Genomic DNA, 14,698 nt, shown 5'->3' with positions numbered 1-14,698 from the left:
TCGTGGCTAAAAAAATTATTCCACTGATTCCAATTGCAAAATTGTATTTTGATAAATCTTACTTAGCGAAAATAACTGCTCAGCAAAAATCATAGCAGCAATTGGAACAAAGAAAAATGCAATTAAATCTTCTTCATATAGAAAATAAGTCGAAATCATAGCTAAGCGAGCATATTCCAAATAATAAATCCATTTTCTCTGTTCTAGTAAAGCGCCACAATTGATTAAAGTGATGATTACCAAAGAAAGTACAAACACTTTATCATACAATTCTAAATAATCAAAATAATAGGTAAAAACAGTTAGAATAAGTGTGCAGATTCCTAATTGAATATAAAGGTAATTCTTAAACCGAAGTCGTTGGTTTGGAGCTGTTTTATCTTGCAGGAAACGTTTTTCGAGAATCGGACGAATATCCTGATCCATGTCGGCTGGACTTCCGAAGATAGCATTCCATCTCGCTTTGAATCCACTGGAGCGTTTCCATAATTCGTAGATTTCAAAGTAATAATGAAAATGCTGCCACAAGAAACTGTAGCTTTTCAGCGGATGCGTTAATCCGTATTTTGGTTTTTCTTCTTCGGTTTGGAAAGTTCCAAAAAGACGATCCCAAAAAGTGAACATGTCACCGTAATTTTTGTCCAGATATTTTTCGTCAGAAGCATGATGCACTCCGTGAACTGAAGGCGTTACAAAAACATATTCGAGCCATTTTATTTTTCCGATAAGCTGTGTATGCGTAAAGAAAGAATAAGCGCCATGAACAATAAGCATTGTAATGACCATGCTTGGATGAAAACCAATAAATGGCAATACACACCAAAATCCTGTTCTAATAATTGCTTGAAAGGTCGTAATTCTAGCTGCAGCTGTAAAATTAAATTCTTCGCTATGATGATGCACAATATGCGCTGCCCAGAAAAAATTGACTTCATGCCCTAATCTATGATACCAATACCAGACAAAATCGGTTGCAAGAATCAGTGCAAACCAAACTAAAGCATTACTCGGAATTTCAAATATTCTATAATCGTCATAAATCAAATAATATAACTGATAAAAGCTGGCCGCAACAAATAGGTTAATCAAGCGCTCTGCAATTCCGATCGAGATATTGGAAACAGAACTTTCATAGTTAAAAATTTCAGGCCTTTTTCTGCGTTGAGCAAGCTTATATTCCAAAAACAAAAAAAGAAAAAAGGCTGGCATAGCAAATGCTAGAAAATTGATATTTTTCATTTAATATGATACTTTTCGATTCTAAAAATTATGTATTGAGTAATTTTATTCTAACACATAGAAACATAGATTTTATTACTTCTGCTTGAGATTACAAAAAAAGCAAGCTTTAACACATCGCTATGTGTATTAAAATTAGTGAAACGTCTTTTATAGAGTTGCAGAAACTATGTTTCTATGTGTTTAAAATTTTCATCTCTTTTAATAAATCAAACGAAAAAGACATTTCCATCAATTACGTTTTTAGCAGACAAAAAACGCAATCAACGAAAATGATCTTTTACGAAGTAAACCTGATTTAATTCTGCTTAAACAAAGGAGCTTCCAATGCCACTTCTTTAACCGATTGTGTTTCGGCTACTTTTTTCAAAGCAATAATATAAGCTGCAATACGAGGCGTTACATTGTGTTTTACTGCCACTCTAAAAACAGTTTCAAAACCTTTCTCTAAAATATCCTCCAGACGCTTATTAATCTGGCTGATTCTCCAAGACTCCAAAAGCGAATTCTGAAGCCATTCGAAATAAGAAACGGTAACACCGCCTGCATTGGCCAAAATATCAGGAACAACTAATATATTTTTATCATGCAAAATCTGATCTGCATCTGAAGCAACTGGGCCATTGGCACCTTCAATAATAATTCTGGCTTGAATATCACCTGCATTTTTTTGCGTAATAACATCTTCCTTTGCAGCCGGAATTAAAACATCAACATCTAAAAGCAATAAATCTTCATGTTTTATCGCAACCGAATTCGGATAACCTTTTATAGTTTTATTATTCAAATTGTAATACAAAATAAGTTCTGGAATATTAATCCCGTTCGGATTGTAAAATGCTTCCGAAACATCGCTTACCGCTACAATTTTCACTCCTTTTTCATGCAGAAATAAGGCAGAATGCAATCCAACATTTCCAAAACCTTGAATTGCTGCCGTAGCTCTTGCAGGTCTTATTTTCAATTTCTCAAGTGCCAAAAGCGTAATAATGCTCACGCCTCTTCCTGTTGCTTCTACTCTGCCGAGAGATCCGCCAGAATGCAAATGTTTTCCTGTTACAACCGCGTGAATTGGTCTTCCGTGCAGTATTGAAAACTCATCCATCAGCCATCCCATTTCGTCTGGACCTGTCCCCATATCTGGTGCTGGGACATCTTTTTCTGGTCCGAAAATATCAGCTAAAGCTTTGGTATAAGCTCTCGTAATTTTTTCTAATTCAGTTTTAGAATGGTTTCTCGGATCGCAAATAATGCCGCCTTTTGCTCCACCAAATGGAATTCCAGTTACAGCAGATTTCCAGGTCATCCAGGCGGCAAGTGCTTTTACTTCATCCAAATTTACAGCTGTATCATAGCGAATTCCTCCTTTTGAAGGTCCTAAAGCCGTGTTGTGAATTACGCGATATCCTTCAAAGTTTTGAACGTTTCCGTTATCTAAAGTAATAGAAAAATTTACTGTAATTTGTTTTTCTGGGCGCTGTAGTTTTTGTTTAATTGAATCATCTAAATTCAAAATATCTGCAGCGATATTAAAGCGATCAATCATCGATTGAAACGGATTATGTTTTATAATTTCTGAGCTCATACTATATAGTTTTAGGTTTGGGTTATTTTTTATGTTTATCAATCTTCTCTCTGAAGATCATGTCAATTTTATGCCGTCCATTAGTTGCAACACGGAATCTTTATCAGGCAGCGGCGCATCAAAATTTTCATATTTCTGTTGGTTCTCATATCTTGATTTTTTAACGATTCAAAAAAAAGCCTTTCATGGTGCAATGAAAGGCTAAAAAAAAAATAACTAACAAGTACTTTCTCTATTAACGCCATTTCAAAACGTAATTCATCATGCAGCACATCGCAAAGCAGCATGGAAAAGACGTTCTTATATTTTGACTATAGTTTTTCATTGTTGAGGCAAAGCTACAAAAATATATTTATAAATTCTATAGAATTAGTAGAGTTAATTTAAAAGATTTTTAATTTACTTACAAAAACAACTGTAAATTAAAGGTTTACGAACTAAAAAAAATTACTTCAATTGCGATAAAAATATGAAAACAACTGCTATAAGAGCCAAAAACAAACCTAAAATATTGATTTTGGAAAGCTTTTCTTTGAAGAAAAAAGCACCAATAAGAGTTCCTAAGATAATTACTCCCATATTCATTCCCGCAAAAACAGTTGATGGATTTTCTGCAAATGCCTTATGCGCTTTCAAATAGAACAATATATTTCCGAAGTTAAAAACGCCGACCAATATTCCGAAAGGAATGCTTTTTAAAACAAAATTTTCTTTTGCTATAAAGAACTTGTAAATCACTATTAGAATAGAAACAGCAAAAGCAATTAGAAAGACAAAAAACAAAGATGTTGTATAAGGAACGACAGTATATAAAGCTATTTTCTTAAAAAGAATATCGATAACTCCAAAACCAAGTAAAACTGTTGCTGGATAAATCCATTTGTTTTCTGCGTTGTCTGATGGCTTTTTTAAGATGAATAAAAGTGCTGCAAAACCAACTAAAACTCCAATAACTTTATAAGTATTAAATCCTTCATTAAATAACAGCCAAGCCGCCAAAATCGGAATAAACAATGACAATCTTTGTGCTGCATCTGTCTTTGCAATTCCCATATATTTTATCGAAAGTGCCAAAAACAGAAATAATATTGGAAGTAAAACTCCAACAGAAGTGTAGATTTCTAATGGCGCATTATTGTCTAATGCATTTAGATCTGGCGTAAAAGTAAAGTAACAAAGCGTAATCGCAGCAATGTAATTAAACGAAATAATCTGTGATGGATTAGCATTATATTTTCTAGAAATTTTGAAAATAACACCCACAATTACACTGCAAAGAATACTTAATATAAGGAATAACATAAATTTATTTTTGGATTGTAAAAGTAAACTATTCAAAACAAAAAGGTCTAACCGGTTTTGAAAAACCAGCTAGACCAGATCATATTATAAATCGTTGGTTAAAAAAATCTGATTTAATCTGCTGAAATCTTTTTAAATCTGCGTGAAAGATTTATGTGTACAAGCTATTTCACGCAGATTTAAAAAGATTAAAGCAGATGTTATACTGATTAATTCAAAGCTTAAACTCTACAATCTTTCTTAGAATTTACTAATATAACTTCCGTAAATATCTCTAAACTGATTGCCTTTTGCAAAACGGTCTTTACTCAACTTTCTATATTCTACCAATCCCCAAAGGATGAATTCTTTCATAAAATACACATCTTCTTTTGCCAATTGAGGCTGATATTTTTTTAATAAATTATCTAACGGCGCTACTTCATCTAAAATGCTTTTGTATTCTGCATCTGAAGCATCATCTAATAATTCGAAACCGCTTTCCGCGAAAAACCATTCTACCACATCAGAGTATGGCGTTTTTTCGTCTGGTTTTTCCAGCTTTTCTATTTTAGGGAAATATTCTGGGAATAATGTTCGAATCGCAGCTCCAATCAGGCTTTCAGCAACCACGTTGGCTCCCTCCTGCTCTCCTTCGTAAACCAATTCTACTTTACCTGTAATGGCTGGAATGATTCCCACAAAGTCTGATAAACGCAATGTCGTCTTATCAACACCCGAAATCAAAGCGCGACGCTCGGCTGTACTTATTAAATTCTCGAAAGCCGTAATACTCATTCTCGCACTTACACCACTTTTATTGTCAATATATTCGCTTTCGCGGGCTTCAAAACTTATCTGTTCTAAAATATCTCTAGCCAAACTTGGAACATAAACCACATCGGTCTGATTTTGATCTAATTTGGATTCTTGTTCTGTGATTGTCCTCGCAATCTCGATACTTTCTGGATAATGCGTCAGGATCTGAGAACCAATTCTATCTTTTAAAGGCGTTACAATACTTCCTCTATTGGTATAATCTTCAGGGTTTGCAGTGAAAACAAATTGCATATCTAGAGGCATTCTCAATTTGAATCCTCTAATCTGAATATCGCCTTCTTGTAGAATATTGAATAGAGCAACTTGAATTCTTGCCTGTAAATCTGGCAATTCATTAATTACAAAAATACAGCGATTCGCTCTTGGAATCATTCCGAAATGAATTACACGGTCGTCTGCATAAGATAATTTTAAATTTGCAGCTTTAATTGGGTCAACATCACCAATTAAATCAGCAACCGTAACATCTGGAGTTGCCAATTTTTCAAAGAAACGTTCACTTCTGTGCAACCATGAAATTGGTGTTTCATCTCCTTTCTCTGCGATTAAATCTTTTGCAAAACGAGAAATCGGATTTAACGGATCGTCATTAATCTCTGAACCTTCCACAAACGGAATATATTCATCTAATAATTCGACCATTTTACGAGCTAAACGCGTTTTTGCCTGTCCGCGAAGCCCTAATAAATTGATATTATGACGAGATAAAATTGCTCTTTCTAATTCAGGAATAACAGTGTTTTCAAATCCGTGAACCCCTTCAAAAACAGGTTTTCCAGATTTGATTTTTTCGCGAAGATTATTTCGCAACTCATCTTTAATGCTTATACTTTTATATCCAGCGGCTTTTAATTGACCTAATGTCTTTATAGTATTTATTTCCATTGTGTTGAAATATAGATTTTGTTATTTATTTTTAATGACAATGTATTGTGTCATTACTGTGTGTAGACGCACTGCAGTGCGTCTCTACGATATACGGAACCTTTATTATATTGCTAACGAAACCTTTGAATCTAATTAGACACACTGCGGTGCGTCTCTACAGTATACGCAACGTATATTCAGGCGCAGAGAAACCTTAGTATCTTAGAACCTTAGCAACTTACTTAATCCTCTTCTTCCTATTCGCTTCATAGTCCTCAAAAATCATTTCACCCAAACCTTTAATTCCGGTATAAAATGCTTTTCCTTGATTGGCTTCTGTAAACTGATTCACAAAACGCTGTAAATATGGATCTCTGGCAATCATAAAAGTCGTAATCGGAATATGGAGTTTTCTTGCCTGTTGTGCTTGAGTGTAGCATTTATCAACAATATATTCATCCAAACCGTTACTATTCATATAATAAGAACCATCTCGTTCACGAACGCAGCTTGGTTTTCCGTCAGTGATCATAAAAATCTGCTTGTTGGTATTTCGCTTTCTACGCAAAATATCCATCGCCAATTGCAAACCAGCAACCGTATTAGTATGATAAGGTCCAACTTGCAAATACGGCAAATCTTTAATCGGAATTGTCCAAGCATCATTACCAAAAACCAATATATCCAACGTATCTTTTGGGTATCTTGTTGTGATTAATTCTGCCAAAGCCATAGCCACTTTTTTCGCAGGAGTAATTCGGTCTTCTCCATACAAAATCATACTATGGCTAATGTCGATCATTAGAACCGTGCTCATTTGAGCTTTGTACTGAGCATCTTCTACAATCAAATCGTTTTCAGTCAGCATAAAACTTTCGACACCATTATTAACTTGAGCGTTTCGAAGACTTTCTGTCAAAGAAATTCTTTCTAAGCTGTCGCCAAAATTATATTCACGAAATTCTCCTGTGTGCTCATCGCCACTTCCCGCATATTTTGTTTTATGATTTCCGTTTCCAGACTTTTTCAAGTTTCCAAAAATCTGATCTAAAGCTTGCTGTCTAATCGCTCTTTCAGTTTTTGCAGTAATCCCAAAACCAGAACTTCCATCGCCTTTTACTTCGTCTTTTATATACCCTTTTTTCTTAAGGTCTTCGATAAAATCGTCAATAGTATAATTCTCATCGGTAAGTTTGTATTCTTTGTCCAGTTCCCGAAGCCAATTTATTGCTTCATCAAAATCGCCCGAAGTATGGGTGATCAACTCTTTAAAAATCGTAAAAAGTTTGTCAAACGGAGACTGAAAAGGAGCTTCGTAAGTCTTAAAATAAAAGCCTTTTTTAAATTCGTTTTTCATAAATCTAAAATTACATCTTTTTGGAATTATGAAAAACGAATCGTTTATTAATTTTTAGTTAAAATATTTAGCTAAAAACCCCAACTAACAGTGTTAGATATAATAATTATTCAAACTTTCCGTCCAAATAATACCAAGCGCCATTTTCGAATTTAAAAGTTGAGAATTCGTAATGCACTTGGGGTTTATTTTCTGAATCTAAAAAATAAGCTTTGAATTCGACTGTATTTTCAGTAGAACTCAATATTTCTAGTTTCTGCCATTTATTAGAAACTGCCCATCTCAATATTTCAGGTTTAGAATAATATTTTCTTTCTGAAATATAAGTTGTTTCCATTAAATAATCAGCATTATGCGTTGCATACGCCGAATATCTGGATCGCATTAAAGTTAATGCTGAAGGCGCTTTTTGATTACCACTTAAATACAATTCACAGCAATTTCCAAAAGGCAATCCTGTGTCGCAGAAACATTTTTTACTCTCCATCAACTGGCTCTTCTCCATTAATTTTTACATGAAGCTGATTTAGTAAGACCTGATAACGAGTGATCTCTCTCACTTCTTCATCTTCTTCAGCAAAATCAATCATTTCGTCAAGTGTTTCGCTTACTTCCAACAATTTGTTGTTTGCTTCTCTATCATTTTTCGCAGCAATTAAATCAATGATTTCCTGTACGTTTGCTTTTAGTGTTTCGAATTTTAAATTCATTTGTTTGTGTTTTTTTTGCCACGAATTACACCAATTTTCACTAATTTTTAATATGCATTGAACACAGATTTAAAACAAAATTCGTGCTAATTCGTGAAATTCGTGGCAACTTATATTTACTCTTTACTTTCGTTGTACTTCTTTACTATTTCTTTGAGTTTTTCTTTTCTTGCAATTTCTGCTTGCTTTGCTTTTGCCTGGGCTTTGTGCAATTTATCGTTATGTTTTTTAATGTTCTTTTCGTTATTACGTCCCATTACACCTCTCTTTTAATTTGTTCTAACGTTTTTTCAGTAAAAATCAATTCGTTGATGATTTGTTTTCTAAGGTCATCAATATCATCATAATCAAAATGTTTTGCCCAATTGCTCAGCTGCTGCAAATTTCTAATCTGTTTTAATCTTTTTGTGGTTTCAACACTTGTTCTTAAAACCGCTTTTCCGTCATATTCAGGATTATTTTTGTGCTGATAATTGGCAAGATTCTTTTCGAAATCGGCTTCTATATAATACAGTTTATCAGTTGCATTATCAGGGTAAAATTCTGTCCATTTTGCAAAACCTATTTTAGTCTTCGATTCTGTCTCTGGATCACGAGCAACCAAGCGCCACTTGCTGTTTGCTAGTCTTCCCCAATGGTTCGAAACTCGGTACATTCCTTCTTCGGTATAATAATACGTGCTTCCTGCTTTGCTTTCAAATTGCTTTTTCAATCCTTGAATTGAATCTGGAAGCACTTCATTAAATGCACAAAATGTATTTTTAAAAGAATTAGGATGTGGCTTAAAATTTTTCTGCATGCTGCAAATATACTCAGATTACGACGAACTCCCTAAAACAAACCTAAATTGCTTACCTTTGCTCTTTAATTCAAAACAAAAAAATCATGTCTAAAGATACAGAACAAAAAATGCCGCAAAAAGGAGTTTTTACCGGCATTATCGAAAAAGATGAAAATAATAATTATTTCTGCGGAGAATATCTTTTAGACTACAAAATGGTTCAGGCTAAGTTTAATGAAGGTGATTGGATTACTATAAAATCTGTTATCGAAAATCCAAGCGACATGAGCTACGATAAATATCCTAAAAAATCAAGAAACTTCGATAAAGCAAATCATAAGCCAGAAAACTAAAGTTAGTTATAAGTTATGAATTATGAATTATGAGTTTTAATCTATGAATTCATAATTCATAATTCATAATTCATAATTCATAATTCAAAAAGAATATTTTTTACATCAAAACTAAAAAGTTAAAAAAAAGTGTACCTTTGCAAAAAATTTGTCGATTTGAACTAAAACAAAACGATTTCAAACTAATAGACAAGTAGTTACCTTTTATTTATGAAAAAAATAGTTGAATACCGCAAGTTACTAAACGTAGAAAAAACTGCAGAGTTAAAAGATTTAAAGACAATTTATCGTAATGCGATGAAAGAATCTCATCCTGATAAATTTGTGGGAAATGAAGCTGGTTTAAAAGAAGCAGAAGAAAAAAGTAAAACGATTATCGAAGCTTACCACTTTTTAGTAAGTATTCACCCTGATACTATCAAACTTAATTTACCTGAATATACAGAAACAATTTCAACTTGTTCTATTACAGATTATAAATTTGTTGAAGGTCGTTTAATTATTGATTTTTCTAACGGAAGTGTTTACGAATACATTAGTGTTCCAAAAGCAACTTATGTGAAAATGGTAAATGCTGATTCTCCAGCAAGATTTGCTAAAAGACATATTTTAAACTCTTTTACTTGGAGAAAGAAAACAAACCAAGAATAGTTTTTAAACTACAATATTCCAGAAAGCACTCTTTTTACAGAGTGCTTTTTTTATACATTATTATTATAAAAATCCTATCTTCACATTAGAAACAAAAATCAAATAAGAGTTTTAAATCAAATAAAAGCAACAAACCCCTTGATTTTAGGACGATTAGAACAAAAAAAACTATAACAAAATTTTAGGTTACAAAATTCTATATGTTTTATAATTTTAGATACTTTTGTTGCACAAATCAATTAACTAATTAATTTTTTATAATGAAAAAAATACTTTTTGTACTTACAGCTTCTGCAGCTATCATTTCTTGCAGTAAAGTTAAAGATGGAGAATACCTTATTACTGGTACTGCTACAGGGATTGAAAATGGAAAAACGATTATCTTACAAGGTCAGGATCCTGCTACAAGAATGCCAGTTTCTCTTGATACAGTAAAAGTTGAAAACGGAAAATTTGAAATTAAAGGAAAAGTTACTGAACCAGCTTTCCATACATTAATATTACAAGGTGCTAATGGTCCTATTCCATTCATCCTTGAAACTGGAGAAATCAATGTTGCTATTGATAAAGATAGTATTCACAAATCTAAAATCTCTGGAACTTACAACAACGACGAGTATTTTGCTTTCATGGAAGATATGAATAAAACTCAAAAAAGTTTAATTGACTTCCAGAAAAAAAATAACGATAAAATGAAGCAAGCTCAACAAGCTCAAGATACAGCAACTATCAATGGCTTGATGAAACAATACATGGAAATTCAAAAAGAAGTTCAAGAAGGAAGCAAAAAGAAATATTTAACTTATGCTGAAGGTCACCCAAAATCTTTCATTACAGCTTTAATTATCCAAAGTTTATTGAATGATCCAACAGCTGATATGAAAAAATTAGAAGGTCTTTACAACGGTTTGGATGAGTCTTTAAAAAACACTGCTCCAGGTAAAGAAATCAAAACTAGATTTGGTCAAGCAAAAATGCCATCAGTTGGTGCTACAGCTCCAGCAGTAGGCAGTGCTAAATGAAGAGCAGATTTTTCAGCTCCTAATCCAGAAGGAAAAGTAGTTTCGCTTAAAGAAAGTTTAGGAAAAGTAACTATTGTAGATTTCTGGGCTTCATGGTGCGGACCATGCCGACAAGAAAATCCTCATGTGGTGGCTTTATACAAAGAGTTTCACTCAAAAGGATTAAACATTGTTGGAGTATCTTTAGATAAAGACGCTGCAAAATGGAAAGAAGCAATAGCAAAAGACGGTTTAACTTGGACTCAAGTTTCTAACTTAAAATTTTGGGACGAGCCAATTGCAAAACAATACAACGTTGAATCTATTCCTGCAACTTTTATCCTTGACGCATCAGGAAAAGTAGTAGCACAAGATTTAAGAGGCGATGAATTGAAAGCTAAAATTCAAGAATTGCTTGCAAAATAATCTTCATTCAAAATAATCAAAAAATCTCCCTAGTGGAGATTTTTTTGTTTTGTATTCTATCGGAAACAAAAATTCCACTCAAAAAATTATCGTATTGATAACTTAAAATATCTACACTTAATATTTTAAGAAAAAAGTTAATTTCAAAACAACATCAAATAGCTTTTTTGCAAATATTAATTTAATTCATCACTAAATGCAATGCTTGACAGCCCCATTAAGCCTCAACAGAAGAGAAAAAACACAAATAAACAAAGAAGAATATTCTTATATTTAGAAACAACTTTAAATTAGCCTCTTTTTATTTTATTCAATTCCAACAGATTAAAAAATAACTTTAAAATAACTTAAAATTAAGTCCTTTTTTTGTTTGGAAATGTAGAAAGAGTTCCTATCTTTGCCACCGCTTAGAACAACAAAGCACAACAAGCTGAGATCGGGGAGATACTCAAGCGGCCAACGAGGGCAGACTGTAAATCTGCTGTGTGAACTTCGCAGGTTCGAATCCTGCTCTCCCCACGAAAGTCCTAATCTTTGATTAGGACTTTTTTTATGCTTTAAACTTAGAAATAAAAAAAAACTGCAAATCTTAAATGATTTACAGTTTGTTTGTTTTGTAGAATTAATTATCGAAGTATAAACCCATTCCTCATAGGATCTTTTGGATCTATTAAAAATGTATTTAATCCTGTTACAAAAGCCGTTCCTTCAACTTGTGGAATTACAGCCTTAAAAGCTCCAAATTTTTCTTCTCTCACTAGAGATCCTTTAAAAGTACTTCCTGTTATACTTTCTATCGTAATAGGTTCATTTACATTTATAGCATTTCTAGCTTTTTCTATCGCGATCCTTCCAGAAACACCAGAACCTGTTGGAGAACGATCAACTTCTCCATCGGCAAAAACACAAACATTTCGGCTATGATTCAAAATATTCATTGGTTCATCGATAAAAATCGTTCCGTATAAAAAACTCAAATCCTCCTCAAACGGATGCTGAATTTCTTTGTCTTGATTCATTACTGCATGTTTTATATCGATGCCACTCTGAATAATGGCACGGTAATTTTCCGCCGTTAAACCAAAATTCAAATGTGTATTTTTTCTCAAATCAACATAAGCGTAAAAAGCGCCACCATAAGCCAGATCATAAACCACATCGCCAATGCCGTCAACATTTACAATACGATCTAAACCTACAGCAAAACTTGGCACACAATGAAACCTCACTCCTATTACTTCACCTTTTAATACTGTAACAAATGAAAAAATTCGACCGCATGGAGCATCAATTTTCAAATCGTTTTCCCCTTCTTTTACCGTTATCCAGTTCATTTTTACTGCCAGAGTGCTTATGGCAATAATGGCATGACCGCACATACTGCTATATCCTTCATTGTGCATGAAAAGAATACCAAAATCTGCCTCATCATCATTTGGCGGAAGTAATATACAACCATACATATCTGCATGACCACGAGGCTCAAACATCAACGCAGTTCTTAAATAATCGTAGTTTTCTTTTATATCTCTTCGGTATTCTAAAACTGTACTTCCTTTGAGTTTTGGAAAACCAGAAACAATTACACGCAAAGGTTCTCCTCCTGTATGCATGTCAATTGTTTTTATCTGCATCACAGATTCATCTGTTTTGTAGTCAATATTATTACATATATTTTGGTATGTATTAGGCATTTTCTTGTGTTTTTGAGTTATACTTTTCATAAAAATATCCGGCTGCAACAAGATCTTCCAAAGCATGTCCTACGGATTTAAAATAGGTAATTTCAGTTTCAGACGTTCGTCCTAATTTTACATTACTGCACAATTCAAACAAATCTGCTTTAATTGTTTCTTTTGTGATAATTCCATTAGTAAGCGGAATCAGAATGTCGCCACTTTCTTTTAGTCCGCCTTGGTAAGTATCCAGAAATAGACTGGACTTTAAAACGGCTTCATCATCTGCCTCACGCATATCTTTTTTGTACGCCCCAACAAGATCCAAATGCTGTCCAGCTTTCAACCATTTTCCAAAAACAAGCGGAACTGGCGATAGAGTTGCTGCTGAAATAATATCGACTTGTGAAATAACCTCTTCTATAGTTGAAACTGGCTTGCAGATAAGCGAAGAATTTTTGAATGCATCACAAACCAATTGCGCTTTTTCTATAGTTCTTCCCCAAACATAAACTTCTTTTATAGGTCTTACACTTGCATGTGCCTGAATTAAATTAATAGCCAAAGCTCCGGTGCCAATCATCAGCATAGAAGAAGCCTCTTTTCGTGAAAGATAACTACTGGCCAAAGCCGATGTTGCTGCGGTACGTTTACCTGTCAATGATTTTGCATCTAGAATTGCTTTTATATTTCCTTTGTGTCCATCGAGATAAATATAAGTCCCTTGAATTGAAGGCAAATCATATTTGCCATTATTAGGACTCACCGTAACTATTTTTACTCCTAAATCTTTGCCTGCTTGAAAAGCTGGCATTAGCAGCAGCGTTGAATCTTTGTTCTCTTTTGGATTAGGATAATCGTGATGATGGCGCATAGGAACTTTGATTGCCGAAGTCGAAAATCCAGTTCGAAGTTTTTCTATAAGTTCTTTAAAATTGCATTTTTCTTCAATAAAATGATCTGAAATAAGTTGTATTGGTTCCATGTATTTGTTGAAATTTCATTAAAAATAGAAGATTATTCTATTGCAATACTATTTCACCCACAATCAGATAATATATACCAATTTCGAGATAACATAGTACCAATTAATTACTCGTTCTGATCAAAAAACATCTATTTCAAATTGCTTAAGTAAATGAAAAGTATTTTAAGGCTAATTAAAAAAACATAAAAAGGGATAGCTATATTAGCTGTCCCTTCTTCATAAAATAATATACTTTAAAGATTGCTTACATCATTAATTGTATCGCATTTTTATGATTTAATAATTTTCGCAATTTCTTTATATCCCGCTCTTTCAGCATGCTGCAAAGGCGTTACGCCATCGTGATCTGGAATATCCATTTTTGCGCCAGCATCTTTTAATATCTTGACAATTTCCTGATATTTTTTTGTACCATCTCCTAATACAATAGCTTCCATTAATCCTGTCCATCCTAAACGATTAACATGGTTTATTGGATAATTTTTTGTGTTTGCAAGCAGTCGCACTGTTTCTATATGTCCTCGTTCGCATGCGGGAATTAAAGCAGAACCATTGTATCGATTAAAAACATCAAAACGCGCTCCATTTGCTAAAAACAATTTCAGCAATTTGGTTTGTCCGGTTGCTCCCGCATATAAAAACGGACTATCCAAATTATCAGCCTGCTGATTAACATCTGCGCCGTGTTTTACCAAAAGCTCTGCCATTTCAAAATTTTTGTTATTAGTGGCTATAAGCAATAAAGAACGCTTATGACTGTCTGTTAAATTAACATTCTCGCCGTTTTTCAAAGCTTTTGCTACCGCGTCGATATTATTTTCCTTAACGGCTTTTAAAATATCTCTTTCGTTCGTCATTTCTATTTTCTGATTTTCTACGGGTGAAGCCTGATAAGAGCTGAGCATCAAACCCAAGGCTAAAACAAGCAATTTCATTTTTTAAA

15 protein-coding genes, 1 tRNA gene and 1 pseudogene are annotated in these 14,698 nt (G+C 33.4%); 5 read left to right on the top strand and 12 right to left on the bottom strand.

Annotated elements, in window-relative coordinates; genetic code table 11:
• Window positions 1–15: 15 nt before the first annotated feature.
• The 9 genes from RB618_RS13810 to RB618_RS13770 form a co-directional block, all read right to left on the bottom strand.
• A complete protein-coding gene (locus tag RB618_RS13810) occupies window positions 16–1,239 on the bottom strand; it encodes a sterol desaturase family protein (protein ID WP_308069260.1) in 1,224 nt (407 codons plus the stop codon).
• A 298-nt stretch (window positions 1,240–1,537) separates the two neighbouring features.
• The gene (locus tag RB618_RS13805; protein ID WP_308069259.1) at window positions 1,538–2,824 is read right to left on the bottom strand and encodes a Glu/Leu/Phe/Val dehydrogenase; all 1,287 of its coding nucleotides are present in this window, start codon (window positions 2,822–2,824) and stop codon (window positions 1,538–1,540) included.
• A 447-nt stretch (window positions 2,825–3,271) separates the two neighbouring features.
• Window positions 3,272–4,126, bottom strand: coding sequence for a DMT family transporter (locus tag RB618_RS13800; protein WP_308069258.1), 855 nt, complete (start codon window positions 4,124–4,126; stop codon window positions 3,272–3,274).
• Between the two features lie 240 nt (window positions 4,127–4,366).
• Window positions 4,367–5,830 (bottom strand): magnesium chelatase, encoded by a 1,464-nt coding sequence (locus tag RB618_RS13795; protein ID WP_308069257.1) that lies wholly within the window; start codon window positions 5,828–5,830, stop codon window positions 4,367–4,369.
• Between the two features lie 220 nt (window positions 5,831–6,050).
• Window positions 6,051–7,169, bottom strand: coding sequence for a VWA domain-containing protein (locus RB618_RS13790; protein ID WP_111366997.1), 1,119 nt, complete (start codon window positions 7,167–7,169; stop codon window positions 6,051–6,053).
• Window positions 7,170–7,275: 106 nt separating this feature from the next.
• Window positions 7,276–7,674 carry a YchJ family metal-binding protein gene (locus RB618_RS13785; RefSeq protein WP_308069256.1) on the bottom strand — a complete coding sequence of 133 codons (399 nt, stop codon included), beginning with the start codon at window positions 7,672–7,674 and terminating at the stop codon, window positions 7,276–7,278.
• Window positions 7,646–7,879 (bottom strand): hypothetical protein, encoded by a 234-nt coding sequence (locus tag RB618_RS13780; protein ID WP_308069255.1) that lies wholly within the window; start codon window positions 7,877–7,879, stop codon window positions 7,646–7,648. Before RB618_RS13780 ends, RB618_RS13785 begins: the two co-directional genes overlap by 29 nt.
• A gap of 116 nt (window positions 7,880–7,995) precedes the next feature.
• Window positions 7,996–8,136, bottom strand: coding sequence for a hypothetical protein (locus tag RB618_RS13775; RefSeq protein ID WP_167511672.1), 141 nt, complete (start codon window positions 8,134–8,136; stop codon window positions 7,996–7,998).
• Window positions 8,136–8,678 (bottom strand): hypothetical protein, encoded by a 543-nt coding sequence (locus tag RB618_RS13770; protein WP_308069254.1) that lies wholly within the window; start codon window positions 8,676–8,678, stop codon window positions 8,136–8,138. The genes RB618_RS13775 and RB618_RS13770 overlap by 1 nt, the downstream gene beginning before the upstream one ends.
• 86 nt (window positions 8,679–8,764) lie before the next feature.
• On the opposite strand from RB618_RS13770, the gene RB618_RS13765 reads away from it, so the two are divergent.
• The 5 genes and pseudogenes from RB618_RS13765 to RB618_RS13745 all read left to right on the top strand — a co-directional run bounded on the left by RB618_RS13765 (window position 8,765) and on the right by RB618_RS13745 (window position 11,610).
• A complete protein-coding gene (locus RB618_RS13765) occupies window positions 8,765–9,013 on the top strand; it encodes a hypothetical protein (protein WP_308069253.1) in 249 nt (82 codons plus the stop codon).
• A gap of 210 nt (window positions 9,014–9,223) precedes the next feature.
• On the top strand, window positions 9,224–9,664 hold the full coding sequence (locus RB618_RS13760; RefSeq protein ID WP_095931645.1) for a KTSC domain-containing protein: 441 nt from the start codon (window positions 9,224–9,226) through the stop codon (window positions 9,662–9,664).
• A gap of 260 nt (window positions 9,665–9,924) precedes the next feature.
• A complete protein-coding gene (locus RB618_RS13755) occupies window positions 9,925–10,686 on the top strand; it encodes a DUF4369 domain-containing protein (protein WP_308069252.1) in 762 nt (253 codons plus the stop codon).
• An 18-nt stretch (window positions 10,687–10,704) separates the two neighbouring features.
• Window positions 10,705–11,091, top strand: a pseudogene (locus RB618_RS13750) (TlpA family protein disulfide reductase); the annotation flags it as partial.
• 438 nt (window positions 11,092–11,529) lie between these two features.
• A tRNA-Tyr gene (locus RB618_RS13745) sits at window positions 11,530–11,610 on the top strand.
• A gap of 107 nt (window positions 11,611–11,717) precedes the next feature.
• On the opposite strand, the gene RB618_RS13740 is transcribed toward RB618_RS13745, so the two are convergent.
• The 3 genes from RB618_RS13740 to RB618_RS13730 all read right to left on the bottom strand — a co-directional run bounded on the left by RB618_RS13740 (window position 11,718) and on the right by RB618_RS13730 (window position 14,690).
• Window positions 11,718–12,785: a proline racemase family protein gene (locus RB618_RS13740; protein ID WP_308069251.1), complete on the bottom strand. Its 1,068-nt coding sequence runs from the start codon at window positions 12,783–12,785 to the stop codon at window positions 11,718–11,720.
• The gene (locus tag RB618_RS13735; protein WP_308069250.1) at window positions 12,778–13,752 is read right to left on the bottom strand and encodes an ornithine cyclodeaminase family protein; all 975 of its coding nucleotides are present in this window, start codon (window positions 13,750–13,752) and stop codon (window positions 12,778–12,780) included. Before RB618_RS13735 ends, RB618_RS13740 begins: the two co-directional genes overlap by 8 nt.
• Before the next feature lie 272 nt (window positions 13,753–14,024).
• Window positions 14,025–14,690 (bottom strand): ankyrin repeat domain-containing protein, encoded by a 666-nt coding sequence (locus RB618_RS13730; RefSeq protein ID WP_308069249.1) that lies wholly within the window; start codon window positions 14,688–14,690, stop codon window positions 14,025–14,027.
• Window positions 14,691–14,698 lie beyond the last annotated feature (8 nt).

Source organism: Flavobacterium sp. LHD-85 (assembly GCF_030929595.1).
GTDB lineage: Bacteria > Bacteroidota > Bacteroidia > Flavobacteriales > Flavobacteriaceae > Flavobacterium.
Note: the sequence above shows the minus strand (reverse complement) of the source record. Positions and strands in the feature narration are given on the sequence as shown.